Source organism: Marinobacter shengliensis (genome assembly GCF_003007715.1).
Taxonomy (GTDB): domain Bacteria; phylum Pseudomonadota; class Gammaproteobacteria; order Pseudomonadales; family Oleiphilaceae; genus Marinobacter; species Marinobacter shengliensis.
Genome location: NZ_PXNO01000021.1, coordinates 100,994 through 126,911, shown reverse-complemented (window position 1 = coordinate 126,911; position 25,918 = coordinate 100,994). Strand labels below are relative to the sequence as shown.

The window sequence follows — 25,918 nt, the reverse complement described above, 5'->3', positions numbered from 1 at the left end:
AGGCGGGTCGACCCTGTTTCACATCTCGTAAAGCCGGGTGATATGCAGGACCGGGCCGGTCGGTACGCCCGTGGGAGAGCCGCCTCTCGGCTCCAGGCTGATGGCCAGCGTGCGGCTGCTGGCCAGCAGCCTGCGGGCATCCTCAGACAGCGTCACCTCGTATACTCCTCCCACGGCCATAACGCCCAACGACAAGGGGCTACCGTCACCCGGCACTACCCATAACTCGTAATCCCTGCCCTGTTCTGCGTCGACGGCGGCCACGGGTCTCAGCCTCAATCGGTTACTTCCCGCTTCGCTGACCAGCCATAGCGGATCGCTCACGTCAGCCTGCACCACTGCGCCGGTTAACTGGACATCACGGCCTGTGCCCGTCTGGTGAGGAAAAGCCACGATCACTGCCAGAACCAGGGCAGCCGCGCTTGCCAGCAAGCTCCAGCTCGGCCAGAGCCAACGCATGCGCGGGTGTGCGTGGGGAGTTTCGCCGGCAGTGGGCCAAAGCCGCCGTTCTATGTTCGCCCAAACCGAAGCAGCTGGACTGACCGACGGCACCGCCCGGGTCAGTTGGCCAAGCCGCTCTTCCCAGAACCAGACCTCCTGCCGAACCTGCACCGATTGCATCATCCAGCGCTCAAAGCGCTGCCTCGCCCGCCCGGTTAGCGAACCCAACACATACTCTGCGGCGAGACTTTCAAAACGTTCCGGCGTTTTTTTCATCGTTCCAGGCACCTCTTCAGCGCCATCAGGCCGCGCCTTATCCAGCTTTTCACCGTACCAACGGGCGAGGCCAGAGTCTGTGCCAGCTCATCATGGGTCATCCCCCGATAGTAGGACAGCAGAATGGTGTCTCGCTGGGTGTCGCTCAATTCCTCGAGGCACCCCGTCAGCGCTGTTGCTCCAGCTTGCTGTAGCCGGGTCTCCAGTGGCCCCCAGCGTCCGTCTTCCAGGTGTTTCAACATGTCGTCACCAGCACTTCTCAGTGATCGGCGCGCCCGGATGAGATCAAGAGTTCGGTATCTGGCAATGGTCAACATCCAGCCCAGGGGTGCACCTCTATCGCCGTGATACTCGCCCGCGTTGTGCCAGATCTGAACAAAGGCATCCTGCAACGCTTCTTCAGCGAGATCCTGTTGGGCTGAGAGCTTGTAACACAGCCCGAACATGCGAGCCGAGACTCGCTGGTACAGCTGTCGAAAAGCCTCCCGATCATGCTGTGCCACTGCCAACAACAGGTTCAACAATTCTTTTTGTTCTGACTCATCAACCGTCATGTTCTGCCCCGTGTTATCCAATGCTCCTGAACAGTTACGGGGCGGGTGCCGCGAAAGTTGCAAGACCGCTCGTTGAAAATCACAACTTTTATTTTGCGCCGGAGTGCATCTTTTCAGCGGTGGCACCCGTTACCCCTTTGCATTACCAACCATCGATGAGGAAGCACGGAATGAACACATTAATAAAACGCTCCGGCCTCGCAGTTGCGGTTGCCGGTTTGTGCCTGGCCGCCGGATCCGGACACGCGTCCAGCCACAGAGAAGCCCCATTCATTACCGAGATGCCGAAAGTGGACGGAACCGATTTCTATATGTTCCGCAGTTATGAATCTGGCCGGGAAGGTTTCGTCACATTGATCGCAAACTACCTTCCACTGCAGGATGCCTATGGCGGGCCCAACTACTTCGATCTTGATGAAGACGCCATCTACGAGATTCACATCGACAACACCGGGAACGCGCAGGAAGACATCACCTTCCGTTTCTCATTCCAGGATGTGAAGCAGGATCTCAAAATCGATGTGAACGGAGAAATGGTCTCCATCCCTCTGAAAACTGGCGCACCGGTTGGTCCCGGCGCCATGGATGACGCCATGAACGGCGCTATTCAGGTTCGCCAGACCTATACCGTGGATGTCATTCGAGGTGATCGGCGCACCGGCGTAGCGCAGCCCGTTACAGGTGACGGCGGCAGTCCCACCTTCAACAAGCCACTGGATAACATCGGCAGCAAAACCATTGCAGATTATCCTGCCTATGCCCAGAGCCATGTGTACACTGCCAATATTCCGGGCTGCGGCACCGGCCGGGTGTTTGCCGGCCAGCGGGCCGAAGCCTTTGCCGTCAACCTCGGCGAAGTCTTCGATCTGATCAACCTGTCGCCCGAGGATGTCACCGGCGCGAACGGCCGGGATCTTGGCCTGAATATTCTGGAAGGCAAGAACGTGACGTCGCTTGCTCTTGAGGTGCCGATCGAGTGTGTTGCCTCGGCCAATGATCCGGTCATCGGTGCCTGGACTACAGCCAGCGTTCGCCAGGCACGAGTGATCAATCCGCGACCTGTCGCCTTCGAAGAAGGTGATGCAGGCAAGGGTGCGACCGTTGAAGGTGGCGCATTCACCCAGGTGTCGCGCCTCGGTTCCCCTCTGGTCAATGAAGTCGTGATTGGCCTTCGGGACAAGGATCTCTTCAACGCCAGCGAGCCGAAAGACGATGCGTCTAACTTCGCACCCTATGTACTGACTCCCACCTTACCAGTGCTGATCGAGAGCCTGTTCGGTGTGCAGGCGCCCGACGCCTATCCGCGCACCGATCTGGTCTGGGCCTTCCTCAATGGTGTACCAGACCTGACACGCCCCGGCGGCACGCCAACCCTGGGTGAAATGCTTCGACTGAACACCAGCATTGAGGCCGCCAGCAGCGACGTCACCATGCAGGATGATCTGGGTGTCATCGCCGGAGATGTTACCGGCTTCCCGAATGGCCGCCGGCCTGTGGATGACGTAGTCGACATTGCCTTGCGGGTAGTGATGGGCGTCCTGCTCGACGAAGAGTCGGCACCTGCCGGTCAGATCAACTACACCGACGGAGCCGTGGTTGATCGGGATCTTCTGCTGAGCGGCTTCCCGTACCTGGGCCATCCGTTCTCTGGCTCCCCGAATCCACAGCGTAACTGAAGCGACAAAAGGAGGTTTCCATGAAACCCATACTCAAGATCGCGGCGCTGTTGGTGTTTGCTCTGGCACTTGCTGGCTGTTCAGACAGCTCCAACAACCGGGGCCAGGACCTGAAAATATCGGTGGATTTCACCACGTTCGTCCAGAACGAGATACAGCGCACGGCGGATGATCGCGAACCGGTCAATATCAATAACCTGGAGTTCAGCTTCAATGATCAAGACAACGAACAGGCGTTTGACAACCTGTTCTGATCGCGGCTTGCTCCGCTACCAGCGTGCCGGGAAAGGCGCGCTGGTAGCTCTTGCGCCTGCCCTGAAGGGCGGAGCCTTTTTAGCCATCCTGACCGGGATGGCCGCTTTTGGCTCCGCCGCCTGGGCAGCACCCGCCGATATCAGAACCGACTTTGGTGACACCGACATTCTGGTCACCCTGCCACAACCCGCGCTAACCCAAGCCCCGCTGCCCGACAACGCAGCGGAACTGGCAGACACCATACAGCAGCAGATCCTCCAGGCCAGACGGGATGGCGACCCAAGATACCTGGGTTATGCCAGCGGCTTGCTCTCGCAATGGCCCGAGGACCGACTGACCGACCGACTGAGAGTTCTTCGAGCCACGGTTCGGCAAAGCCTGCATCAATTTGACGAGGCACGGGCAGACCTGCAAACCGTCATTACCACCGCCAATGACCCAACTCAAAAGCGACAGGCCCAACTGACACTGGCAAACCTTGAGTTGGTGCAGGGCCGCTATGAACAGGCGGCCGCACAATGTCAGGCTTTGATTGAATCCTCACCGGGGCTGGTTGCCCACAGTTGTCAGGCACAAGTCCAGGGCCGAACCGGGCAACCCCAAGCGGCATATCAACAGCTTCTTGATCGTACCCGCGCAGAACAGCGGCACAACAGCTCGGCAAGACTCTGGGCGGAGGGGACGCTTGCCGACCTCGCAGCCCAGCTCGGCGATGCCCGTGCCCGCGACCACTGGCGGTTCATTCTCAGCCAGCATCCAGACGATCTGTACACCCGCGCCCGGCTGGCCGACTGGTTTCTGGACAATGACCAACCAGAAAACACCCTGTCTTTGACAGAAGGCTATGAGCACGTGGACTCCCTGGCAGTTATCCAGACGATTGCCATGCTGCAAACCAATCATCCCCAAGCCAATGCCATGATCACTCGCCTGAAAGAGCGGTTTTCCGAAGCTCGCTGGCGGGGGAGCCTTCTGCATGAACGAGATCTCGCACGGTTCCAACTGGATGTGGAAGGACAACCACAGCAAGCGCTTAGCCATGCCTTGGCCAACTGGCAAGATCAACGGGAGCCGGAAGACACCAGGCTGGTATTACGCGCCAGCGTTGCGGCCGGCGAAGACGAACCCGCCAATACGGTTCGCAACTGGCTGAACCAACACCGGCAAACCGACAGCCGCTTCCCGGAGACCGACTCATGAACCGATTCCTTCTTCCTGGGTTACTGTTCGTTGCGATGCTGGCAGCAAGCTCATCGCCGGCCTGGGCCCACAAGGCCAGCGATGCCTTTATCTACCTTGACCTTGACCAGTCGACCGTCCGGGTAGACCTCGCCCTCAGGGACCTTGCCCTGGAGGTGCCCCTCGACCGCAATGCCGACCGGAGGGTCAGTGGTGCCGAGCTAAGAGCAGCCCGAGGAGAAATTACCCGCTACCTGGAGGAGGGTCTGCTCCTGGCCAATCACAGCGGCAGCTGCGCCCTGCAGGGTGAGCAGTGGGGGCTATCCACCCACAGCGATGGCCCTTACGCGGCGGCTTTGTATCAGGTCTCATGCCCAAACGGACAAGTACCGGAATCCATTACCTATACACTGCTGTTTGATCGCGACCCCCTGCACAGAGGGCTTGTCAGCCTGACCTACGAAGGCCAGGAGACGCTTGCCGTTATTGGCCCCGATGACCCGACGCTGGCCTTGGCAGCAACCAGCTTCGGTAGTGGTCGCTTATTCGGCACGTTTCTCTATGAAGGCGTCGTTCACTTGCTGATAGGGCTTGATCACATTCTCTTCCTGCTGGTGTTGATGCTGCCAGCCACGATTCGACGACGGGAAACCACTGGGACCCGGCATACTTCGGTTCACGCCGGTCTGAGACCGAGGCTACTTGAACTGGTCGGCATCGTCACCGCTTTTACTGTGGCCCATTCCATTACCCTTGGACTTTCAGCACTCGGTGTGGTGCGCCTGCCCATTGCCTGGGTAGAGACCATTATTGCGTTGTCCGTTGCGCTGGCCGCCCTGAACGTCATCTGGCCGATACTGGGCCGGAAAACCTGGAAGCTGGCCTTCGGCTTCGGTCTTATTCACGGGTTTGGTTTTGCCAGTGTGCTGGGCGATCTGACCACCGGCGTCTCTCAAATGGCGGTGGCGCTGGCCGGGTTCAATCTTGGCGTGGAACTGGGGCAGGTTGCGCTGGTGCTGGTGGTTTTCCCATTGCTGTACCTCGCCGCCCGCTCGCGTTTCTACGAACGGGCCGCCGTGCCAGCCATGCTCGTGGCAGTCGGCGCCCTGAGCCTGTATTGGGTGGTGGAACGGATCGCCGAAATATAGAACCTATCCGGCCGGGGCCGTGGCGCCCGGCCGGCCTTTATCACGGGATCAGTGCAACGCCCGCATCTGCCGCGGGTAGAGCGCCGCGCTGACCTCGGGTTCTTCCAGCAAATCCGCCAGCTCGCGGTCGATATCGGTTTCCTCGCCTTCGTCTGGCAAAGGTTCGAACAGGGTGCTCAACCAGGCAGCCACGCTTGGCGCGCTGTCTCTGTCGTAGTCGGTGGACAGCGCTTTGATCCGGCGAAAGCCGATAATGCGCTGATGTTTGGGATCGCGGATTTGTTCAAAGCCCCGCCAATAGATTCTGTCTCGGGTGTGCAGCTGCACAAACAGGGTGTCGATGGGGCCGTTATCATCATCGGCACTGTCTTCATCCTCTGCCTGGGCCTGGGATGTTTCGGCATCGGTCGGTTTTCGACGGATGGTGGTCCAGGCCGGGTAGAGTACCGCTACGGCGTCGGCTTCCACATGTTCGCGGGCCGCCCGCAGAATCAGACCCCAGCGGGCCTTGTCGGCATCGGTTTCCAGAGAGTTGATGGGCAGGTCGTAGCTCTGCTCACTGGACAGAACTATGGCCATCATCGGGGCGTCCAGTTCCCCCATGGCTTCGGCCTGTGCTACGGATACCAGATCGTCGATTGCCATCGATTGGTTCATAAGATGCTCGCCTCCTCGATGCCATCAGGGTAGTCAGGGAATCAAATCCCTGTGTTACAGCATAGCCTGTTCCACCAGTAAAGATAAACGTGGAGTTTGCCGGCGCGGATCACAACCCCGCACGGGAGTTTGTGTCACCGCGTCAGAATGCGTTTTCCAGGCGTTCGTAATTGGCGAACCAGGGGTTTGCTTCCTCAAGCTGGGCGGCCAGCTGCAACAATCGATCCTCGCGACCATGGGCGGCGCCGAACTGGACGCCTACCGGCAAACCATCGCGGGTCCAGTGCATGGGTACCGACATCGCCGGCGTGCCGGTCAGGTTCGCAAGCTGGGTAAAGGGCGTTCGGGCCAGGCTTTCCAGCGCCATCTGGTCCACCTGGCCGCTACGATGGACCAGTTTGCCCGCTTTCAGGGTTAGCATCAGCCTGGCGATCAGTTTGAGGTGGGCCGGCGTATCCATTTCACCGATCCTGGCCGGCAACTGGCCGGTGGTCGGGGACAGGTACAGGTCAAAACGCTCGAAGAATGCACCCAGAGCACGGGCAAAGTCATTCCATTGCTGCCGGCGGCGAACATAATCCGGCAACGGCATAGTACGCCCCAACATACCCAGCAACCGGGTCTCCAGCTCAAAATCCTTGTCCTCTGCACCGAACTGCTCGCGGGCCCTGTCCATCATTGAGGACACTTCACCGAAGTAAAGGGCCAGGTAGCACCGTGCCAGGGCCATGCCGTCAAATTCCGGCCGGGCATATTCAACATGATGCCCAAGGCCTTCCAGCATACGGGCGGTTTCTTCGACGGCGACCACACACTCCGGCGCTACTTCGGTGTCGTAGGGAGAAGAAGTAAACACACCAATCCTCAGCCGCCCCGGCGATTGCTGCATCAGGTCCAGCCAGGAACCCTCCGGTTCCGGAATTCGGAAGGGGTCGCCACTGGCGGCTCCAGCCAGTACATCCAGCATGCTGGCGCTGTCTCTCACCGTGCGGGACACCACATGGTCGGTCGAAGCGCCGGTCCAGGCTTCACCTGCGTGGGGCCCAACCGAAATCCGGCCGCGGGATGGCTTCAGTCCAAACAGCCCGTTGTAAGCCGCCGGAATGCGGATGGAACCACCGCCATCGTTGGCTCCGGCCATGGGAACAACACCGGCGGCCACCGCAGCACCGGAGCCACCGCTAGAGCCCCCGGGCGTCAGTTCTGTGTTCCAGGGGTTGCGGCTCGGGCCCCAAAGGGCAGACTCGGTGACGGCTTTGAGGCCGAACTCCGGCGTTGCCGTGCGACCGATAAACACCAAGCCGGCCTTACGGGCAAGTTGTACGAACTGTGAGTCCCGGCTCGGAATATTCTTTCGCATGGCCCGGCTGCCGTAGGTGCAAGGTTGCCCGGCCTGTTCCTGGGCCAGGTCTTTCAGCAGCAGGGGTACACCAGAAAACGGCCCATCAGACACCGGCGACTGCCCCATGGCATCCGAGTACTGGGGGTGGCAAATGGCGTTCAGGGCCCCATTGACATGATTGGCACGCTCCACCGCCGCATCGGTTACCTCTCGGGGCGTCACATCACCCCTGCGAATCAGATCAGCCAGCGCTGTTGCATCGTATCTCAGATATTCGGACTGGTTCATGGGCCACCCTGCTTGTTGTTATTTACCCGCCCCCACTGGACTTTCGGAGCATAAACCGGAAACTCAGGAGCTTACGCCAATCCCAAAGTGAGTTCCATGGACCTGACCCTGTTTCCAGAGGCCATTAGCCCGGGCGTCGCTCTTTTCCTGCTATTAGCCTCGGCGATAACCTCAATGCTGACCGCTGTGCTCGGTGCCGGTGGTGGCGTTCTGCTGCTGGTGTTGATGGCATCCTGGATGCCACCGGCGGCGATTATTCCGGTGCATGGCATGATTCAGCTTGGTTCCAATACCGGCCGGGCAGTGCTGACCCGGCACCACATCGACTGGAAGGTTATTGCTGCCTTCACGCCCGGCGTAATAGCAGGGGCGGCGCTTGGCGCCTGGCTGTTGGTTGATTTACCCGCGCACCTCTGGCAGCTATCCATCGCTCTGTTCGTGCTGTATCTGTGTTGGGGGCCGAAACTGCCAAAAGCGTCGTTCGGGCCCGTTGGCATTTTTTTAGCTTCCGCCGTCACCAGTTTTGTCAGCCTGTTCGTGGGCGCCACGGGCCCCCTGGTCGCCGCCTTTATCAAGCAGATTCACCGGGATCGCTTTAAAACCGTGGCCACCTTCGCCGCTGCCATGACCTTGCAACATGCGCCCAAAGCACTGGTCTTCGGGGTTGCCGGATTCGTGTTCTCGGACTGGCTGCTGTTCATTCTCGCCATGATTGCCTGCGGCTTCACCGGCACCTGGCTGGGGCTGCACGTTCTGAAATCCATGACCAACCGGTGGTTCAGCCTCGCCTTCAACCTGGTACTGACACTGCTGGCGCTGCGCCTGCTGTGGCAAGCGGCGGAGTCCGCCGGCTGGTTGGCCTAAAGTCCCGTGTCGTCAGGCGGGGCGGGCACTGAGACCACCGCATTGCGCCCCCGAGATTTGGCGATATAGCACCCTTCATCCGCCCGTGCCATGACCTCCCTCGGGCCGCTGTCGCCAGCAGACACCGGTGTGAGCCCAATGCTTACAGTGACACCGAAAAAACGGCCATCGTGCTGGACTTTCAGCGCCTCGACCCGGCTGCGCAGGTTTTCTGCCAGGGCTTCGGCCCGGTCCAGACCACATCCGGGCAAAAGAACCGCAAATTCATCACCACCCAACCGTGCGACGGTATCCGATTGGCGAACCGCGCTCTGGAACAGATCCGCCAGGCGTTTCAACAGGTCGTCGCCCACCAGGTGGCCGCCCTGGTCATTGACCGGTTTGAAATGATCCAGATCGATCATCATCAAGACAGCGGGCGTCGCCTGGTGTGGCGCCTCAGCCAGCGCTTTCAGCAACGCGGCAGTGAAAGCCCTGCGGTTCACCAGTTGGGTCAGCGCATCGTGGGTAGCCTCCCAGGAGAGTCGTTCTTCTTCCCGACGCCGTTCGCTGTCGTCCCTCAGCACAAAGACCAGGCGTTCCTCATGCTCACCCCTGCGCAAGTGCAACATGGTGAGATCAATGTCGAAGACCTGACCCTGCGAGTTTTCCAGAGTAACGTACCGGTTATCGATTTCCTCGCCTTCCTGAAACTCCTCCGGCTCCATCTTGTGGTTGTCATAACGAAAGGTCACGGTCTCGAAGAAGTTCTCACCAATGCAATCATCGCCCAACGCAAGAAATTCGCCGGCCGCGTCGTTGGCGTACCGGATCAGGCCTGCCTTGTCGACCATCAGAACGCCTTCTTGCAACACATCCAGGATCGAATCGGCCCTCTGCTGCTCTTCCCGGAGCGCCTGCTCAAAGCGCATTTCACGGGTGATATCCCGCACAATCGTGATGGTGCCAAGCGCCTGGTCTGGCAGTTCAATGACCGAGGTCATGGTATCTACCCAGACATACCCCGGTGAACGGGTGGTCAGCAACCGCAGGCGTCCGCGATAGAACCTGCGGCGGGTCAATGCCCGGCGCCAGCCCGCCATGGCCGCGTCGCGATCTTCATCCGCCACTTTCGAGATAAGGTAGCGCTGGGCAACCTGTTCAGCCGTTTCACCGAGAATGCTCAACAGCGCCGGGTTAACAAATTCAATCCGGCCGAGAATATTGGAGTGGACAATGCCAATGGGGGCATCCTGGGTCAGCGAACGGAAGAACGCCTCCCGCTCCGCCAATGATCGCAGAATCTCGTCGCGCTCATGGCGGACCATGTTGAAAACCCGGGCTACATTCCGGATTTCCCGCCCTCCGATTTCCGAGACCGGCATCTGGCGTTCCCCGGTATGACGCTGATAGATCTGCAAGCTCAGATCGCGCAGTGGCCGCAACAAGCGATGGAAGAACCAGAATGCCAGGGGGACCAACACAACCAGTACCGACAGCAGTGTCCAACTGAAAGCGTCGCGCATACGATTGACCGACGCGAAGGCATCCGTCTCGGGCCAGACCGCCGCCACAAACCAAGGCACTTGGGCCATTTGCCCATAGGCAGTGATGGTCGGCATTTGCTGGTCAGACTCATCGCGAAGTGTACCTTCAAAGCCCTCCATGGCACGTACAATAGAGCTCTGCCGGGCATCCACCGGCACCATAACCCGACCGTCTCGGCCATCAGCCAGTACCACCCCCTGCCGGGTTATCAGGCGCAGATAGCCTGCATCCCCCACACGAATCCCGGAGATATCGCTCATGAAGTTGTCACCATCGAGCAGAATCAACCCGCCAATCATGCCGGTGAAACGTTTACGGTGATCAAAAAGTGGTGCAGCCAGCATTACGCCTGGCCGCCCCTCAAGAGCGGTAACGTACGGTTCGCTGATAATCGGCACGAGCTGGCTGGAAACGGCTTTGAAGTATGGCCGTTCCGAGGCATTGAAGCTGGGGACCAGGTAATCAAGGGGATTGGCGGCCAGTAGCTCACCCTCGGCATCCATTATAAACAGAGCATCAAACAAACTGAGCAGCGAAGCCTGCTGGCGCAATATCACTCGCGCCCGATTCTGGAGCAGGGCTTCCGAGGCCGGGATTTCACTGGCAACGTGAGAGAGAACGTCACGCCGCAGGGCAAGTTTCTGGTCGAGGTCACGAGTCACCATTCCGACAATCATTTCAACTTGGCGGTGCGCCTGATATTCCAGCTCTGACCGGCTCAGCGCAGAACCAATGCTGGCCACCACAACCGCGGTCACCAACACAAAAGCCACTACCAGGGCAACTGCCCGATTCGCCAGACTCGCAAACCACAACTTTATCAAATAACCAACCTCATGCTGTCCAAACCATACACACCGCATTCTACGAACTTTATGAAAGTGTAGCAAAGACAGGTTTTTCCAATCAGATTCCCGCTTGTAATTTCAGTGATAATCGTTATTATTTAGATCTATTTTCATTTTCCGAGCGATTCTGTATGGATTCCATCAGCCCTGCATCCGCCGCACTGGCCCAGCACGGCCCCCTTGCCCAACTGATCGACATGGGCGGACCGGTGATGATTGTGCTCATCGCCATTGCCGTTATTGGCCTCGTCACCTTCGTTTATCTGATGCTTTTCGGCGCCTTGTACGCACCCCGATACACCCGCAAGCTGAAGCACCTTATCCAGCAGTGGCAGTCCTCCCCGGCAGATACCCGGCCCGAAAAGGTGCGGGAGCAGGCAGGCTTTTTGGGCCGTTGTAATCCTCTGATGCATTTGATGGTGAATACCATGTCGGCCTGCAAAGGCACCGCAAACACCACAGCGGTTCGGGAGACCGCCGTGCGGGATGCCCAACACGCTCTGGAACCCTTTGAAGCGCCGCTCAAGATCATTGAAGTGATCGCAGCCCTGGCGCCACTGCTTGGCCTTCTGGGCACGGTTATGGGCATGATGGAAGCCTTCAGCGCCATGGCCGCAACCGATGGTCGTGCCAATGCCAGCCAGCTCAGTGGCGGTATCTACGAAGCGCTGACCACCACTGCCGCAGGCCTGGTCATTGCCATTCCATTTGCGGCACTGGCGGCGTGGGTGGAGTTTCGCCTGCGACGCATTCACAAAGTGATCAACAGCACCCTGGTAAGCGTGTTCAACGTGCTGCCTGCCACTGAGCCGCAGCCTGTTACCGGGCAATCCGCAGTTGCTGCGGAGCAGGCCGCTCAAGCCAGCCACAGCTACGACACCGCAGACAACCCGCGTTTTGCCCATGCAGCTGGTTGAGCCCCGACCAAACAGGCCCATACCAATCCGGATTACACCACTAATTGATGTGGTGTTTATCCTTCTGGTGTTTTTCATGCTCACCACCAGGCTGTTACCTGTGGATTATTTGGAACTGGGCAACGACACCAGCCAGCGCAGCACCACCGAAGGCGACCCCCGCCCGGAACTCCGGGTAGAGGTAGATGGCCGCATCCTTTGGCAGGACACCCGCTACAGCCTGCAGGAGCTGGTACCGGCCCTGACCGCCGCCGGCGTTTCCGAAGCAAACCTCGAGACGGCTCCAGAGGCCAGCCTGGCCAGCTTTACCCGCACGCTGAGCACGCTGGATAACGCCGGCATCACCCCCCACTGGAAACGTAGCGGCACACCCGAATCATGACCGAACTGGTTCCACCCCCCGCCACCTCCGGAAAAGGTCTGCTGGAACGTGTTGAAGATGCGTTGCTGCCGCTGATCAATCTGGTGTTCCTGTTGTTGATGTTCTTTATTGTTGCTGGCCAGCTCACTGAAAACCCATTACCGGAACTGCCGGGAAGCTCGCAGCTAAAAGAAGAGCGCGCTCCAGAGGCAGATCTGATGGTCAAGGCCGATGGCAGCTGGACAGTGGGTGGAGAAACGGTCAGCCGGAACCGACTGCTGGCAAGTTTGCCCGAACCTGAAGATCAGGCGTCTTTGCGCATTGCCGCCGACCAAAGCCTCACCATGGCGGACCTGGAAGACCTGTTGGGTGTTCTGGAAGCCGGCGGTTACACCGATGTGCTGCTACTGACGGAGCCTGGGGCATGACAACCGCAGGCCGGGGACCGAAAACTCTGATTCTGACCGCCGCCATTGTGGCGACGGTAGCCACACTGGCGCTGATGGCACCAGACAAACCCATGGAACTTCCGGTGCTGGGCGACAGCGCTGTCAACACCGCTCCGGCCATCCGGATCAGCCTTGCGGGCCGACAATCGCCAGAACCGGAACAGGAACCTGTGACCGAACCTGAACCCACCCCGGAACCAGAGCCGATACCGGAACCTGAACCCGAGCCAGAACCCGAGCCAGAACCCGAGCCAGAACCAGAGCCAGAGCCCGAACCAGAGCCCGAACCAGAGCCCGAGCCCGAGCCCGAACCAGAGCCAGAACCGGCTCCGAAGCCAGAGCCCGTTCCTGAGCCAGTCAGCGAGCCCAGCACACCAGCGCCCACGGATTCAGCGGCTGTAGAAGAAGCGGGGGAGGAAGCAGATGCCGAAAACAGCCAGGATGCGATACCCCTCCAGAACGCAGGAAATTCCAGCGAGGTCGACAGCTACCTGAGCAAGCTCAGCCGCCACCTCGCCCGTTATTACGAATACCCCCGGCGGGCCCGCCGCCTCGGGCAGGAAGGTACCCCGGTGATCGTCTTCGAATTTGCCCGTGACGGCACGCTGGTCAGCCATTCGCTGCGGGACAGCTCCGGGCATCAACTGCTTGATGACTCAGCCATGCAGATGCTGGCCCAGGCAGCGCCCCTACCCAAGGTTCCGGACTCCATGCGCGGCCAGACGTTTACCTACGCGCTGCCCGTTCGCTTCAGCTTGCGCTGAACCCGCACCACAGAAGCGCAGATCGCACTGAGCCGGTGCAGGCCAGCAAACACCGCCCCGGGCACACAGCCCGCTGCCCTTTTATTACTTACTGAATTAAAAGCCTTTTCCCCGAAAAACCCAGAGCTGGCACGGTGCCTGCTGAGTCCTGGTCAGCAGATCGAATTTGTCTGCCCAAACAGCAATCTTTCAGACGACGGCGTCTGCTCATGCCTGCCATTCACGGCAGCCCATGGGCGTCGTCGTTTTTTTTCGCCCACGGAAAAGCGGGCAAAGAAGGAACCAGGGGATAACCTATGTCTTACATCATGCCTTCGGAATTTGTCACCAAAATGGTGGACACCGGTGAATCAAAAATCTACATGGCTACCCGGGATGTACTGATCCGAGCGTTCATGGCTGGCGCCATTCTGTCCCTGGCAGCGGTATTCGCGGTCACCGTTGCCGTTCAGACAGGCAGCCCACTGATCGGCGCCATGCTGTTCCCGGTTGGCTTCTGCATGCTTTACCTGATGGGCTTTGACCTGCTCACCGGGGTGTTCATGCTCACCCCCCTGGCCCTGCTGGACAAACGCCCGGGGGTAGATACCCGCGGCATTCTTCGCAACTGGGGCTGGGTATTCCTTGGCAACTTTGCCGGCGCTTTAACCGTCGCTGTCATCATGGCCTTTGTCTTCACCTACGGCTTTAATACCGAACCCGGCGTGGTCGGCGACCGCATTGCCGCGATCGGCAAGGAGCGCACTCTGGGTTACGCGGAACACGGCGTGGCCGGCTGGTTTACCATTTTTCTGCGGGGCGTACTCTGCAACTGGATGGTATCTATGGGCGTGGTCGGAGCGATGATCTCAACCACGGTACAGGGCAAGGTGCTGGCCATGTGGATGCCGATCATGCTGTTCTTCTACATGGGCTTTGAGCATTCCATCGTCAACATGTTCCTGTTCCCCTTTGCCCTGCTGATGGGCGGCGAGTTCGGCATCATGGACTACTTCGTCTGGAACGAAATTCCCACCGTACTGGGCAACCTGGTTGGCGGCCTGTCGTTCACCGGCCTGACCCTCTATGCCACTCATGTGCGCACGGCGCCCAAGCGCACCCTGCCGGAACGCTTTAACACCAATGCGGTATGACCTCACAGCTCGCGGTCTCTACCGGCCAGCACACTGACCCGGGGCCCAAGCCGGTCAACCAGGATTTTCATGGACTGATGATCCCGGGCGACCATCAGCTGGGCACCAAGGGTATCGCGGTGGCAATTGCCGATGGCATCAGCTCCAGCAACGTCAGCCAGATTGCCAGCGAATCTGCCGTCGCCGGTTTTCTGAACGACTATTACGCCACACCAGACAGCTGGTCCGTAAAACAGTCGGCCCAACGGGTGCTCCGGGCCACCAACGCCTGGCTGCACGCCCAGACCCGGCAAAGCCGCTACCGCTATGATCAGGACAGAGGCTACGTCTGCACCCTCAGTGTACTGGTGCTGAAATCGGCGACGGCCCATGTGTTCCATGTTGGCGATGCCCGCATCTATCGTTTGCACGGTAACGCGCTGGAACAGTTAACCACCGATCACCGGGTATGGTTGTCGCAGGAAGACAGCTGCCTGAACCGGGCCATGGGGCTGAGTCAGCAAGTCGACATCGACTACCTGGCGGTGCCGGTATGGCCCGGTGATACCTTTGTGCTGGCGACTGACGGCGTCTATGAACATCTGACCGAGCGTGACATGGCCGGCATTATCCGGGCGGCCGGTGACGACCTGAACGCCGGGGCCCGAGAGCTGGTCCGCCGCGCTCTTGCCGCTGGCAGCAACGATAACCTGAGCGTGCAGCTTGTTCGTGTAGATTCCGTTGCCGCCGGAAAGAGCAGCGCCGAAGTCACCCGGGATGTTCAGCAGTTGCCCTTCGCCCGGGAACTGGCACCGGGGCAGGTACTGGATGGCTACCGTATTGTGCGGCCGATTCACGCCAGCAGCCGCAGCCACGTCTACCTGGCCATCGATGAAGCCAGCCATCAGCATGTCGCCCTGAAAGTCCCGGCCATGGAACTGCGCGAAAACCCGGCGGGGCTGGAGCAATTTGCCACCGAGCAATGGGTAGCCCAGCGCATCGACAGCCCTCACGTGGTGAAAGCCTTTGCGCCGGAACGCCCACGCAGCTGCCTGTACCTGGCCACCGAGTACGTTCAGGGAATCAGCCTGCGGCAATGGCTTCTGGACCACCCGGCGCCGGCACTGGAAACCGTGCGTCAATTGGTGGAGCAGATTGCCCGCGGGCTGCGGGCCTTTCACCGGCTGGAAATGGTGCACCAGGACCTGAAACCGGACAATATCCTGATCAACGGCGAAGGCACCGTGGTGCTCATCGACTTCGGCGCCACCCGCATCGCTGGCCTGCAGGAACTCCATGACCACGATGAGCCCACCTGGCCCCGTGGCGCCGCGCTTTACAGCGCTCCGGAAGCCTTTCTCGGCGAAACCACCGGCTGGCAGGCGGACCAGTTTTCCCTGGGCGTAATCGCCTATCAGATGCTGACCGGCCAGCTACCCTACGGCACCCGCGTGCCGGGTATTCGCAATCACCGCCAGTTACGCCAGCTCAGCTACCATCCTGCTCGCCTGCACCGGGAGGACCTTCCCGGCTGGATTGACCATGCCCTGGCCCGGGCGTTGCACCCGGAATCCCACAAACGCTACCCGGCGCTGTCGGAATTTCTGTTCGACCTGCGCCAACCGAATCCGCAGTGGCAGCAGCATCACCAGAAACCCTTGATGGAGCGCCACCCGGTGGCCTTCTGGCAGGGAATGTCTGCGCTGTTGTTACTCGCCTTACTTGCGTCCTTCGCCTGGCGCCCCTGATCGGGCAACTTTTTGCCCGGCCAGCAAAAGCTCGCCCAGAGGCCAAGCAAGGGTTTGCTCACCACCAACTTCGGCTTCGCCGAATATTACATAACTATATGTATTTTATATATTTTTTAAAGTTGGCACAGCGCTTGTAACCAGTAAGCGCGTCCAGGGAACAGCCCGGGGACAAACATTCACTTAAACGTCATGGAGCAGACTATGCCAACTCCTTGTTATATCAGCATCGAAGGTAAAACTCAGGGTAACATCACCGCTGGCGCATTCACTTCCGACTCCGTAGGTAACATCTACGTTGAAGGTCACGAAGACGAAGTGCTGGTTCAGGAATTCAGCCACGTTGTCACCGTCCCTACTGACCCGCAGTCTGGTCAGCCTTCCGGCCAGCGTGTTCACAAGCCGTTCAAGTTCACTTCTGCCCTGAACAAAGCCACCCCGCTGATGTACAACGCCCTGGCTTCCGGCGAAATGCTGCCGAAGGTAGAGCTCAAGTGGTACCGCACTTCCGTAGAAGGCAAGCAGGAGCACTTCTTCTCCACCATCCTGGAAGATGCCACCATCATCGACATCAACTGCAACATGCCCCACTGCCAGGACGCCGCCAACGCTGACTTCACCCAGCTGGTGACCGTTTCCCTGTCCTACCGCAAGGTAACCTGGGAGCATGCCGTTGCCGGTACTTCCGGTGCAGACGACTGGCGTACGCCGATCGAGGCGTAAGTTAGCTTCGCCCATGCGTCATATTGCCCCGGCCATCGTAAGATGGCCGGGGCATTTGCTTTGGACTTCAAGGAATGAAGATTATGAGCGACACTATTACTCAGAATGATGTCGATATCATTCAGGCAATCATCAGTGCATTTTACGGACAGGCTAACGCCCGACTTTTTACATCATCTTCGATTACGGATGAGACAATCATAAGGGTGGTTGAATTACTGGCGGAAATGGAAGACTGCAGCACATGGATTGATGCCGTTCCAAACCCTCAGGATCTCCTTTGGCCCGCAAACAAGCTTAGAAAATGGGCTTTACGTGTCATTAGAAAGTCGGGGGAGCCCTTTCTACTGGGCAACGTACGCATTAACATGATGTGCAAGCGCTTTCGCGCTGTTCAATTCAAACCTGCTATTCTCGACTCTTTGAACTAAACAGGGATCCGTTTGATGAAAAGAACTATCGCTATAGGGTTTGTGTTAGTCAGCATGCTCTCTGGTTGTGCTGCTACGGGCCAGACACCCATTCAGTTTCGCACCTCCAACGACCTGACTTTCGAACTCAGTAACAGTCAGTTTGATACAGTCGATGTGCAACCATTTGAAACTCAGATTTGGCTCGATTCGGCAATGATTGGTTCGTTGATGACCATGGAAACCAACCCAGATTTTGACACAGCGGTCGACGAAGTCAGGCAAGGATTTGATGAAGCGGAAAAATCCTCCGGCAAGATCGTTCAGCTGGACTTGGGTGATAGCGCCTACGGCTTCTCGGTCACCGTCAATGGATACACCACTGCATTTATCGCCACCTCAAAACATCCAACTTCATGGATTACCATAAGTATTAAGGAAGACGTGTTCGACGATGTTCTATCTTCCATGTCTGTCAGCAAGGCACACAAATGATCCACGCCGGTTATATTTGTTCAGGAAAAGAGGGGTTCTACCCCATTTTAGAACCTCTATCTAAACGCCATTGAGATTAGCCTTCTACCATGCCACGGATGGGCCTCTCTTTAGCAGTTTTACTTCTGGCCTCTGGCTGTGCCACCAATTCGTCATTGGTCATACAACCATACAGCGAATTAACCATAGAAGTACCAGATAAGATGTTCTCCTCTGTAAAGATGAGGGATGACGAACTTCTGTTTCTACGAAATGACCGGATCGTAGGTTTTGTGAAATCAGAAGACATCCCAAGTTCAGTAAGCTTAGGTTCAGCAATCGACACTTCACTGACGCTCTTTGAGAGCGCAAGTCAGGGTTCAATCAAACCAGTTTGGATAGAGCAGATTCCCGAAGCTCAGGTATTTGGAGTAGTTCAGGGAGAATTTAGAACCGTATTCATCGTACCGAACAGCCAAGCTCAATCACTTATTACATTTCAGGGGCCAACTGAAAGCTCAATGTCATTGCGGATAAATGGCGCAAAAATTTTGGAGTAGTGCAGCCGGCTTGTAACTTTGCATAGAAAAAACTTGTAACCGAAATTTTATTTTCTTTATCTGTCAGAAAACAACGCAAATGATCTATGCTGTCTATGTTTTTTTAGGCGATGAAACAACTGCCTACGGCGCAGAGATACCCGATATCCCTCGAAACCATGAATGTACTGAAGGCGCTGCAATAGCGCCTGCTCGATATTGTCTTCCGAAATAAAACTAGCCATCGGCCTGCCGACTCCATGGACCGGGTGGTGGACTTCCCCGGAGTTACACCGCTCCGTTAGTGAGTACCGCCTGCATTGTCCTGATTAAGCGACTTGTTGGCCGCCTCCGCCTGCAAACGTTCAACCAGCCAGACCTTGATGATGGATTGACGGGTAACGCCAATACGCGCAGCCTCACGGTCCAGAGACTCCACGACCCAGGCCGGAAAATCAACATTGATTCGCTTTTGTTCCTGATTCACCCGCCTTGCAGAAGACAGATCAAGATCTCCAACAACATCTTTCTGGCTCTCATCAAACTTCTTGTCAAAATCTTTAGCTTTCATAAAGCTCAACCTCTTTCTTGCGGGATCGCCTGACCGAAATCAGACGAATACGTCCTTCCCGGTAGGTCACAACGGCCGACCAGTGCTTGTCCCCAATCTTTCCAATCAGCAGATATCGAGGCTCATCCACGCACTTTGCCTTTACTTCCAGCAAATACGGGTCTTCCCACAACTGCTGGGCAGCCAGGAAATCAATGCCGTGCTTATCCAGATTGGCCTGGCTTTTGGTTCCGTCAAATTCAAACACATCCATGAGTACAAACTATTCCTTTTTTACTCGCCCGGCAAGAGAATACTACCACGGTACAAAACGTCAAAGAGACTCTGTACAACTTTGCCAACACGGGCCATAGCAATTTGTGAATCCCATGGTTACGCTTGCACGACCATTACCATTCTGTTGTCTTCAACCCAGATAGCCAACATTCATGACAGTACCAATGTCAACCATCCGAGCCATCGGCACTCTCATGTGCCAGGCCACCCGCCACATCCTGTGGGCGCCCGCCGAGACCTGGGTGCGGGAGCAAAACCGGGGTGTAGCGCTGGCATTGCGGGTGGGGTCCGGCCAGGCCACCTATCACCGTTACGATCCAATCCAGAAGCAGCATCTGATCACCTATGGCGCGCGGATGATTGCCGCCAAGCATCAGCCGGAAACCGCCCAGGGCTGGTTATCGACTCGGGAAATCCGGAGTCGGGGTTATTTTGGGGGTGAGGTGAGTGTATTGAACCTGCTGGCCCACACCTGCTGCCATGAGTTTGCCCATTTGCTGCAATACAGTGCAGGCCAGCGGCACTATGGTTCGGTGCATAACCGGCATTTCTATGAAGCGCTGGACGGGTTGTATAGCAGTGGTGCGGCGGTCGCCACCCGGCAGTATCTTGAGGAGACTGCAGGAAAAGCCGGATTGGAGCTTTCCAGCACACCTTTTGAATTCCCCAACCCCGTCCGGGCACTCCAACAGTGGCAAATAGGCGATGCGGTCTGTTTTGGCGAAGGCCGGCACGAGAAACGGGGCCAGGTTGTCCGGGTGAACCGAAAAACCTGCACGGTTGCGGTTACTTTGAATGCCCGCGGTTTGCGGTACCGGGTACCGGTTTCCCTCCTACGCCGCCCGGACTGATCCGGTTTCAGGCAGGCTCCCGATCCGCCGATTTCGCCAGCAAGCCACGAATCTCAGGTATACAAGAACCACAATTGCTGCCGCACTGCAGCCGCTGACCCAATGCTTCAACGCTGGCGGCCCCATCTTCGATTGCCTGGTTGATCTGGCGCTCGCCTACCTGGAAACAGCTGCAGACCAGCGGCCCGGTCGGTTCTGCATCGATCGAACCTGCAGCCAACAAGGATCGGCGCTGCTCCGGTGTCAGGTTCTCGGAGCCAAAACAGTCATCCAACCAGCCGAGGTCCGGCATGGTTTGCACACAGGACTCTACCAGCAATACGCCATCCAACCGGTTGCCGGTGAGCCAGGCCGCACGAAAGCGACGCCGGGCACTATCTTGCATAACCAGCTCCGGTTCCCTGGCGAAAATCTGCCGGGCCCATTCACGCCAGTCCATTGACCGGCGACCGGCCAGCCACCAGGACCGGCTATGAGGCAGTGCCTGGTGGCTCCAGTAGTCCAGTGACCTGGCGTCCAATGCGGTGCCCCCGGCCGCGGGCAGCATCAGCCGGGCTTGCCATCGAGTGATTAGTGGCCGAAGGGAGGCTACGCCAAATTTGGCTTCCGGTTGCCCTGAAATCGGGTCGACGACGGGGGCGATGAGGTCGGAGGCCAGGGCTGAGGATGCAAACTGCCGATTCCAGTGAATGGGAACGAATACCTCTCCGGGTCTCTGTGCCGGGCTGGCCCGGACCCGGCCGGTGAACCCCTTTCGGGCATGCCCTGTCAGCGTGGCCAGTGCACCTTCAATCAAACCAAAGGTGGCGATGTCCTTCGGGTGAACCTCGATAAAGGGCTCACTGCGATGGGCAAACAGTCTGGGCGCCAGTGCCGTGCGCGTCATCGTGTGCCACTGGTCCCGAATACGACCGGTATTCACGATCAGGGGATGCCGGGCATCGGGCTGCTGTCCGGGCGGCAGGTTCGAAACCGGTACCAGGCGGGCGCGACCATCGGGCGTGGGAAAGCGACCATCGGAGAACAGCCGGCGGGTCTGCAGCCAGGCACCGGGATTGCCCCCGGTAAGCGGCCACTGCACGGGTTGAAGCCGGTCATATTCCGTGGAACTCAGCTTGGCCAGGGCGGAAATATCAAACACTCTCTCACCGCCGTTACCGTAACCGGACAGTGCCGCGTGTTCTCTGAAAATCTCCGCAGGCTCCTGGTAGTCAAAGGCGTGACCATAACCGAGCGCCTGGGCGATATCCCGGATGATTCGCCAATCCGGCCGGACACCCTCTGGCACTGGCAAAAATCGACGCTGGCGTGAAATGCACCGTTCCGAGTTGGTCACGGTACCGTCCTTCTCGCCCCAACCGGCAGCAGGCAACAGGATATCGGCAAACGCCGTGGTATCGGTCTGGGCCACGCAGTCTGAGACTATAAGGGTCTCGCATCGCGCCAGGGCCTCCCTGACCCGGGCGTTGTCGGGCAGGCTGACCGCAGGATTGGTGCCCATCACCCAGAGCACCCGGATGTCGCCCCGATGAACGGCTTCAAACAGATCCACCGCCTTATAGCCCGGTCCCGCTGCCAATTTTTCACTGTGCCAGAAGTCAGTAACCCGTTGCACCGCGCCGGGCGTGTCGTAATCCATGTGGGCCGCCAGGGTGTTGGCCAGACCGCCCACTTCCCGCCCACCCATGGCGTTGGGTTGACCGGTGAGTGAAAACGGACTGGCACCGGGCCGGCCAACGCGCCCCGTGGCCAGGTGGCAGTTGATAATAGCGTTGGCTTTGTCGGTGCCAGCCACCGACTGATTGATGCCCTGGGAGAAGGCGGTGACTGTTCGATCGGTCTCGGCAAACCACCGATAGAAGCGTTCCACATCCGCAGCCGGAAGGTCACATCCGCGAGCGACCGTCAGTATCGAAGGCGCACAGGCGCGGGCCACACTCAGAGTTTCCTCGAATCCGTTGCAATGCTGTTCCAGGTACTGTGTGGCCAGGGCTCCGTGGTCATGCAGCCAAACCAGCAAGCCATTGAACAGCAGGGTGTCGGTTCCCGGCCGCAGTTGCAGGTGCAGGTCAGCCATCTCTGTGGTTGCGGTTTGCCTTGGGTCAATGGCTACCACTTTGCGCCCGGGCCGGTGGGACGCTTTTATCCGCTGATAAAGTACCGGATGCGTCCAGGCGGCATTACTGCCCGCCAGCACCAGCAAGTCCGCCAGCTCGAGGTCCTCATAACAGCCGGGCACGCAGTCCTCACCAAACGCCCTCTTGTGGGCTGCCACGGCAGACGACATGCACAACCGGGAATTGGTATCCACGTGCGGGGTGCCAATAAAGCCCTTGGCCAGCTTGTTGGCAATGTAATAGTCCTCTGTGAGCAGCTGGCCAGACAGGTAAAAAGCCACAGACTCCGGGCCATGGTCTCTGACCGAAACACGAATGGCTTCAGCTAACCGTTCAATGGCTTCCGACCACTCAACGGTATGCCCTGCCACACGGGGGGCCAGCAAACGGTCGTGTCCGGTCACGGTCTCATGTAACGCAGAGCCTTTGACACAAAGGCGACCATTATTGGCCGGGTGGCCAAGATCGCCCTGAACGGCGTCAGGTTTCGCCAGAACACCACAGCCCACACCGCAATAAGGGCAGGTGGTGGCGGTACTTCCGGGAGTGGTTCGGCGGTTTTTCATGATCAATCCTCTGCTTTACCCATAAAAAAGCCCGCCATCCGGGGTCTGTTTCCAGAGCCGGGGCGGGCTTCTTTGCCAAAATTGTCTGTTTTATGGAAAGCAATAACGGGGCCAGCGATTGCCAAAACAGCACTTGCCCGGCCGGCCTTGTGGCAACGCCCGGGCTACGGCCTTGTTCAGCAGATCCATCGGCTCCGGCAGGCCGGGATACACTTCTGCCTTGAGGTTTCACATTGGTGCGAAATCGCTCAGGTTGCACCAAAAACAGACCGGGCTCGATTGGCGTTTTCCTCGCTCAACACGGAAGGGAATATCAAGCCTTTGAAAACTATGAATATTAAAAAATGGCACGGCTTATGCTGAGGTAACAGCGAACCATCAAGACATCACATCTCTCGTTCTAAGGCATTGGCGCCTGCTCTCCGGAAACGGAGGGTGGGCGTTTTTTTTGTGCGCCAGAAAAGAGAGACACAGAGAGGTAACAGCATGAACACACGCCGTCATCAACTCAGAGGCTTGCTCACAGGCGCACTGATTGGGCTGAGCACGCTGGCCCAGGCGAGCATCGGGCCGGCCGAGAAACCAGACCTGAAACTGGGCTTCATCAAACTCACCGATATGGCGCCACTGGCGGTTGCCTGGGAACAGGGCTACTTCCTGGACGAAGGCCTGTTCGTGGAACTGGAAGCCCAGGCCAACTGGAAAGTGCTGCTGGACCGGGTGATCACCGGCGAGCTGGACGGTGCCCACATGCTGGCCGGCCAGCCTTTGGGCGCGTCCATTGGCTATGGCACTCAGGCCAACATCATTACCGCCTTCAGCATGGACCTCAACGGCAACGCGATTACCGTGTCCAACGCGGTATGGGAAACCATGAAGCCCCACCTGGACATGGATGGCGCCAAACCCGCCCACCCGATCTCCGCGAGCGCGCTGAAACCGGCGGTGGAGCAATCCCTGAGCAAAGGCGAGAGGTTCCGGATGGGCATGGTGTTCCCGGTGTCCACCCACAACTACGAACTCCGCTACTGGCTGGCCGCCGGCGGCCTGAATCCCGGCTTCTACGCCCCACAACGGGGTGATACCAGTGGCACCTTGCAGGCCGATGTTCATCTGTCCGTTACCCCGCCGCCGCAAATGCCGGCCACCATGGAAGCTGGCACCATTCAGGGCTACTGCGTGGGCGAACCCTGGAATCAGCAGGCGGTGTTCAAGGGCATCGGGGTGCCGGTCATCACCGATTATGAGATCTGGCCAAACAACCCTGAGAAAGTCTTTGGCGTGACCGAGACTTGGGCAGAGAAGCATCCCAATACCCACCTGCGGTTGTTGCGGGCACTGATCCGCGCGGCTTACTGGCTGGATGAAAACGACAACGCAAACCGCCAGGAAGCAGTAGAGCTCCTTTCCCGCTCCAGCTACGTGGGCGCAGACAAAGACGTGATCGCCAACTCTATGACCGGCACGTTCGAATACGAGAAAGGGGATGTGCGGGAGGTTCCGGACTTCAACGTGTTCTTCCGCTATCACGCCACTTACCCCTATCCCTCTGATGCAATCTGGTATCTGACCCAGATGCGCCGGTGGGGCCAGATTCCGGACGCCAAGCCAGATGACTGGTACATGCAGACCGCAGCCAGGGTATACCGGGGTGATCTGTATGCTCAGGCCGCGCAGTCACTGATCGATGATGGTGTGATGAACGCCAGTGACTTCCCTGACTTTGACGCTGAAAACTTTGAACGCCCCTTCCAGGGCGAGCTGATTGACGGCGTGCCTTTCACACCCCGTGAACCGAACGCTTACATAGACCGCTTTGATATTGGGCTGAAAGGCACCGAGACACCGTAAGGGGGCACAACATGAGCACTTTTAGCATAAGGATTGGCCAGTCGATGGCTGCCAGGAGCCGCAACTTCCTCGCCCGGCTGAGCCCAAATGAATTGGTGGCAGCTGGCAAAGAGGCTTTGCTGCCCTTGATCGGAATTCTGGTGTTTCTGGGATTCTGGCATCTGGCAGCACCCCAGGTACAGACGTCCCTGGGAGCGTTTCCGGGGCCAGCTCAGGTCTGGGAGCAGGCAGGGCAACTCTGGCAAGAGCACGCCAACCAGCGGGAACGCGCCAGCCAGTTCATCGCCATGCAGGAGCAGCGTAATGCCAGGATTCTGGCTGACAATCCGGACGCAGAGGTACGAATCCGGTCTTACCCGGGCGCACCCACCTTTATCGATCAGATCGGTACCAGCCTGGTCACGGTGCTGTCAGGGTTTGCCTTGGCCACGCTGATTGCGGTGCCCCTGGGAATTGTGTTCGGTCTTAACCGGTATTTTCAGGCGGCGGTCAATCCGCTGATCCAGATCTTCAAGCCGGTGTCGCCCCTGGCCTGGCTGCCACTGGTCACCATGGTGGTGTCAGCCACGTACGTCAGCGATGACCCGATGTTCCAGAAGTCGTTTCTGACGTCGATGATCACCGTCACCCTTTGCAGCCTGTGGCCCACGCTGATCAATACCAGCGTGGGCGTGGCCGCGGTGAATCCGGACCTGCTGAACGTGTCGAAGGTGCTGAAGCTGTCGTTCTGGACCCACGTTCGCAAGGTGGTGCTGCCGTCGTCGGTACCGATGATTTTTACCGGGTTGCGGGTGTCTCTGGGTATTGCCTGGATGGTGCTGATTGCGGCGGAGATGCTGGCGCAGAGTCCCGGGCTTGGGAAGTTTGTCTGGGATGAGTTTCAGAATGGCAGCAGTCAGTCGTTGAGCCGGATCATGGTGGCGGTGCTGGCCATCGGGTTTATCGGGTTTTTGCTGGATCGGGTGATGCTGTTGATTCAGAAGAAGGTGGCCTGGAACGAGTGATCAAACTTGGGAGCATGCCGCACCGGGTGGGTTACGCCTCCCGAAACACGCGGCGAGTACATCCATGTACGCTCCGCAAAAACATCCATGTTTTTGAGGGTTTCGGGAGGCGTAACCCACCCGGCGCTCC

26 protein-coding genes are annotated in these 25,918 nt (G+C 58.4%); 18 read left to right on the top strand and 8 right to left on the bottom strand.

Translation table 11 applies throughout. From position 1 onward, the window contains the following. Positions 1-18 precede the first annotated feature (18 nt). The gene (locus C7H10_RS06730; protein ID WP_106694259.1) at positions 19-717 is read right to left on the bottom strand and encodes an anti-sigma factor; all 699 of its coding nucleotides are present in this window, start codon (positions 715-717) and stop codon (positions 19-21) included. Then, entirely contained in the window at positions 714-1,271 is a 558-nt protein-coding gene (locus C7H10_RS06725) for a sigma-70 family RNA polymerase sigma factor (protein ID WP_106694258.1), read from the bottom strand. Before C7H10_RS06725 ends, C7H10_RS06730 begins: the two co-directional genes overlap by 4 nt. Before the next feature lie 170 nt (positions 1,272-1,441). Between C7H10_RS06725 and C7H10_RS06720 the strand changes: the two genes are divergently transcribed. From C7H10_RS06720 to C7H10_RS06705, 4 genes are read left to right on the top strand one after another with little or no spacing between them, the layout of a single operon-like run. Beyond that, a complete protein-coding gene (locus C7H10_RS06720) occupies positions 1,442-2,947 on the top strand; it encodes a DUF4331 domain-containing protein (RefSeq protein WP_106694257.1) in 1,506 nt (501 codons plus the stop codon). A gap of 20 nt (positions 2,948-2,967) precedes the next feature. Further along, positions 2,968-3,201: a hypothetical protein gene (locus tag C7H10_RS06715; protein ID WP_106694256.1), complete on the top strand. Its 234-nt coding sequence runs from the start codon at positions 2,968-2,970 to the stop codon at positions 3,199-3,201. Continuing rightward, entirely contained in the window at positions 3,161-4,402 is a 1,242-nt protein-coding gene (locus tag C7H10_RS06710; protein ID WP_244178207.1) for a tetratricopeptide repeat protein, read from the top strand. The genes C7H10_RS06715 and C7H10_RS06710 overlap by 41 nt, the downstream gene beginning before the upstream one ends. Then, a complete protein-coding gene (locus C7H10_RS06705; protein ID WP_106694255.1) occupies positions 4,399-5,529 on the top strand; it encodes a HupE/UreJ family protein in 1,131 nt (376 codons plus the stop codon). The genes C7H10_RS06710 and C7H10_RS06705 overlap by 4 nt, the downstream gene beginning before the upstream one ends. A 48-nt stretch (positions 5,530-5,577) precedes the next feature. Here the strand turns inward: C7H10_RS06705 and C7H10_RS06700 are convergent, their stop codons facing one another. After that, positions 5,578-6,186, bottom strand: a complete 609-nt coding sequence (locus C7H10_RS06700; protein ID WP_058092818.1) for a hypothetical protein — start codon at positions 6,184-6,186, stop codon at positions 5,578-5,580. A 142-nt stretch (positions 6,187-6,328) separates the two neighbouring features. Then, positions 6,329-7,816 (bottom strand): amidase, encoded by a 1,488-nt coding sequence (locus tag C7H10_RS06695; RefSeq protein WP_106694254.1) that lies wholly within the window; start codon positions 7,814-7,816, stop codon positions 6,329-6,331. Positions 7,817-7,912: 96 nt separating this feature from the next. Here C7H10_RS06695 and C7H10_RS06690 point away from each other — a divergent pair, with 96 nt between their 5' ends. Continuing rightward, the gene (locus tag C7H10_RS06690; protein ID WP_061331247.1) at positions 7,913-8,680 is read left to right on the top strand and encodes a sulfite exporter TauE/SafE family protein; all 768 of its coding nucleotides are present in this window, start codon (positions 7,913-7,915) and stop codon (positions 8,678-8,680) included. Here C7H10_RS06690 and C7H10_RS06685 read toward each other — a convergent pair. After that, complete coding sequence (locus tag C7H10_RS06685) at positions 8,677-11,031, bottom strand: sensor domain-containing diguanylate cyclase (protein ID WP_341865211.1); 2,355 nt, start codon at positions 11,029-11,031, stop codon at positions 8,677-8,679. The two genes, C7H10_RS06690 and C7H10_RS06685, sit on opposite strands and share 4 nt — an antisense overlap. Before the next feature lie 155 nt (positions 11,032-11,186). On the opposite strand from C7H10_RS06685, the gene C7H10_RS06680 reads away from it, so the two are divergent. From C7H10_RS06680 to C7H10_RS19095, 10 genes are all read left to right on the top strand, one after another. Then, positions 11,187-11,972, top strand: a complete 786-nt coding sequence (locus C7H10_RS06680; protein WP_106694252.1) for a MotA/TolQ/ExbB proton channel family protein — start codon at positions 11,187-11,189, stop codon at positions 11,970-11,972. Then, positions 11,959-12,354 (top strand): ExbD/TolR family protein, encoded by a 396-nt coding sequence (locus tag C7H10_RS06675; RefSeq protein ID WP_106694251.1) that lies wholly within the window; start codon positions 11,959-11,961, stop codon positions 12,352-12,354. Before C7H10_RS06680 ends, C7H10_RS06675 begins: the two co-directional genes overlap by 14 nt. Beyond that, the gene (locus C7H10_RS06670; RefSeq protein WP_106694250.1) at positions 12,351-12,761 is read left to right on the top strand and encodes an ExbD/TolR family protein; all 411 of its coding nucleotides are present in this window, start codon (positions 12,351-12,353) and stop codon (positions 12,759-12,761) included. Before C7H10_RS06675 ends, C7H10_RS06670 begins: the two co-directional genes overlap by 4 nt. Continuing rightward, positions 12,758-13,546, top strand: a complete 789-nt coding sequence (locus C7H10_RS06665; protein WP_106694249.1) for an energy transducer TonB — start codon at positions 12,758-12,760, stop codon at positions 13,544-13,546. The genes C7H10_RS06670 and C7H10_RS06665 overlap by 4 nt, the downstream gene beginning before the upstream one ends. 296 nt (positions 13,547-13,842) lie before the next feature. Next, positions 13,843-14,679 (top strand): formate/nitrite transporter family protein, encoded by an 837-nt coding sequence (locus tag C7H10_RS06660; RefSeq protein WP_058092825.1) that lies wholly within the window; start codon positions 13,843-13,845, stop codon positions 14,677-14,679. Next, complete coding sequence (locus tag C7H10_RS06655) at positions 14,676-16,406, top strand: bifunctional protein-serine/threonine kinase/phosphatase (RefSeq protein ID WP_106694248.1); 1,731 nt, start codon at positions 14,676-14,678, stop codon at positions 16,404-16,406. Before C7H10_RS06660 ends, C7H10_RS06655 begins: the two co-directional genes overlap by 4 nt. Before the next feature lie 204 nt (positions 16,407-16,610). Beyond that, positions 16,611-17,129, top strand: a complete 519-nt coding sequence (locus C7H10_RS06650; protein WP_058092827.1) for an Hcp family type VI secretion system effector — start codon at positions 16,611-16,613, stop codon at positions 17,127-17,129. An 83-nt stretch (positions 17,130-17,212) separates the two neighbouring features. Next, the gene (locus C7H10_RS06645; protein ID WP_061331255.1) at positions 17,213-17,560 is read left to right on the top strand and encodes a hypothetical protein; all 348 of its coding nucleotides are present in this window, start codon (positions 17,213-17,215) and stop codon (positions 17,558-17,560) included. 15 nt (positions 17,561-17,575) lie between these two features. Next, complete coding sequence (locus C7H10_RS06640; protein WP_106694247.1) at positions 17,576-18,034, top strand: hypothetical protein; 459 nt, start codon at positions 17,576-17,578, stop codon at positions 18,032-18,034. 272 nt (positions 18,035-18,306) lie between these two features. Continuing rightward, a complete protein-coding gene (locus C7H10_RS19095) occupies positions 18,307-18,573 on the top strand; it encodes a hypothetical protein (RefSeq protein WP_146136802.1) in 267 nt (88 codons plus the stop codon). A gap of 280 nt (positions 18,574-18,853) precedes the next feature. Here the strand turns inward: C7H10_RS19095 and brnA are convergent, their stop codons facing one another. Next, on the bottom strand, positions 18,854-19,123 hold the full coding sequence (gene brnA / locus C7H10_RS06635) for a type II toxin-antitoxin system BrnA family antitoxin (RefSeq protein ID WP_106694246.1): 270 nt from the start codon (positions 19,121-19,123) through the stop codon (positions 18,854-18,856). Continuing rightward, a complete protein-coding gene (locus C7H10_RS06630) occupies positions 19,113-19,376 on the bottom strand; it encodes a BrnT family toxin (RefSeq protein ID WP_106694245.1) in 264 nt (87 codons plus the stop codon). Before C7H10_RS06630 ends, brnA begins: the two co-directional genes overlap by 11 nt. A 187-nt stretch (positions 19,377-19,563) precedes the next feature. On the opposite strand from C7H10_RS06630, the gene C7H10_RS06625 reads away from it, so the two are divergent. Then, entirely contained in the window at positions 19,564-20,250 is a 687-nt protein-coding gene (locus tag C7H10_RS06625; protein WP_244178205.1) for a hypothetical protein, read from the top strand. 7 nt (positions 20,251-20,257) lie between these two features. Here C7H10_RS06625 and C7H10_RS06620 read toward each other — a convergent pair whose 3' ends face one another. Then, positions 20,258-22,933 (bottom strand): nitrate reductase, encoded by a 2,676-nt coding sequence (locus tag C7H10_RS06620; protein WP_106694244.1) that lies wholly within the window; start codon positions 22,931-22,933, stop codon positions 20,258-20,260. 486 nt (positions 22,934-23,419) lie between these two features. Here C7H10_RS06620 and C7H10_RS06615 point away from each other — a divergent pair, with 486 nt between their 5' ends. Then, positions 23,420-24,784 (top strand): CmpA/NrtA family ABC transporter substrate-binding protein, encoded by a 1,365-nt coding sequence (locus C7H10_RS06615; protein WP_106694505.1) that lies wholly within the window; start codon positions 23,420-23,422, stop codon positions 24,782-24,784. Positions 24,785-24,795: 11 nt separating this feature from the next. Further along, positions 24,796-25,788: an ABC transporter permease gene (locus C7H10_RS06610; RefSeq protein WP_106694243.1), complete on the top strand. Its 993-nt coding sequence runs from the start codon at positions 24,796-24,798 to the stop codon at positions 25,786-25,788. Positions 25,789-25,918 lie beyond the last annotated feature (130 nt).

Coding starts and splice junctions, on each gene's coding strand:
- C7H10_RS06730 (WP_106694259.1), bottom strand. CDS start 717: ATGAAAAAAACGCCGGAACGTTTTGAAAGTCTCGCCGCAGAGTATGTG.
- C7H10_RS06725 (WP_106694258.1), bottom strand. CDS start 1,271: ATGACGGTTGATGAGTCAGAACAAAAAGAATTGTTGAACCTGTTGTTG.
- C7H10_RS06720 (WP_106694257.1), top strand. CDS start 1,442: ATGAACACATTAATAAAACGCTCCGGCCTCGCAGTTGCGGTTGCCGGT.
- C7H10_RS06715 (WP_106694256.1), top strand. CDS start 2,968: ATGAAACCCATACTCAAGATCGCGGCGCTGTTGGTGTTTGCTCTGGCA.
- C7H10_RS06710 (WP_244178207.1), top strand. CDS start 3,161: ATGATCAAGACAACGAACAGGCGTTTGACAACCTGTTCTGATCGCGGC.
- C7H10_RS06705 (WP_106694255.1), top strand. CDS start 4,399: ATGAACCGATTCCTTCTTCCTGGGTTACTGTTCGTTGCGATGCTGGCA.
- C7H10_RS06700 (WP_058092818.1), bottom strand. CDS start 6,186: ATGAACCAATCGATGGCAATCGACGATCTGGTATCCGTAGCACAGGCC.
- C7H10_RS06695 (WP_106694254.1), bottom strand. CDS start 7,816: ATGAACCAGTCCGAATATCTGAGATACGATGCAACAGCGCTGGCTGAT.
- C7H10_RS06690 (WP_061331247.1), top strand. CDS start 7,913: ATGGACCTGACCCTGTTTCCAGAGGCCATTAGCCCGGGCGTCGCTCTT.
- C7H10_RS06680 (WP_106694252.1), top strand. CDS start 11,187: ATGGATTCCATCAGCCCTGCATCCGCCGCACTGGCCCAGCACGGCCCC.
- C7H10_RS06675 (WP_106694251.1), top strand. CDS start 11,959: ATGCAGCTGGTTGAGCCCCGACCAAACAGGCCCATACCAATCCGGATT.
- C7H10_RS06670 (WP_106694250.1), top strand. CDS start 12,351: ATGACCGAACTGGTTCCACCCCCCGCCACCTCCGGAAAAGGTCTGCTG.
- C7H10_RS06665 (WP_106694249.1), top strand. CDS start 12,758: ATGACAACCGCAGGCCGGGGACCGAAAACTCTGATTCTGACCGCCGCC.
- C7H10_RS06660 (WP_058092825.1), top strand. CDS start 13,843: ATGTCTTACATCATGCCTTCGGAATTTGTCACCAAAATGGTGGACACC.
- C7H10_RS06655 (WP_106694248.1), top strand. CDS start 14,676: ATGACCTCACAGCTCGCGGTCTCTACCGGCCAGCACACTGACCCGGGG.
- C7H10_RS06650 (WP_058092827.1), top strand. CDS start 16,611: ATGCCAACTCCTTGTTATATCAGCATCGAAGGTAAAACTCAGGGTAAC.
- C7H10_RS06645 (WP_061331255.1), top strand. CDS start 17,213: ATGAGCGACACTATTACTCAGAATGATGTCGATATCATTCAGGCAATC.
- C7H10_RS06640 (WP_106694247.1), top strand. CDS start 17,576: ATGAAAAGAACTATCGCTATAGGGTTTGTGTTAGTCAGCATGCTCTCT.
- brnA (WP_106694246.1), bottom strand. CDS start 19,123: ATGAAAGCTAAAGATTTTGACAAGAAGTTTGATGAGAGCCAGAAAGAT.
- C7H10_RS06630 (WP_106694245.1), bottom strand. CDS start 19,376: ATGGATGTGTTTGAATTTGACGGAACCAAAAGCCAGGCCAATCTGGAT.
- C7H10_RS06625 (WP_244178205.1), top strand. CDS start 19,564: ATGTCAACCATCCGAGCCATCGGCACTCTCATGTGCCAGGCCACCCGC.
- C7H10_RS06620 (WP_106694244.1), bottom strand. CDS start 22,933: ATGAAAAACCGCCGAACCACTCCCGGAAGTACCGCCACCACCTGCCCT.
- C7H10_RS06615 (WP_106694505.1), top strand. CDS start 23,420: ATGAACACACGCCGTCATCAACTCAGAGGCTTGCTCACAGGCGCACTG.
- C7H10_RS06610 (WP_106694243.1), top strand. CDS start 24,796: ATGAGCACTTTTAGCATAAGGATTGGCCAGTCGATGGCTGCCAGGAGC.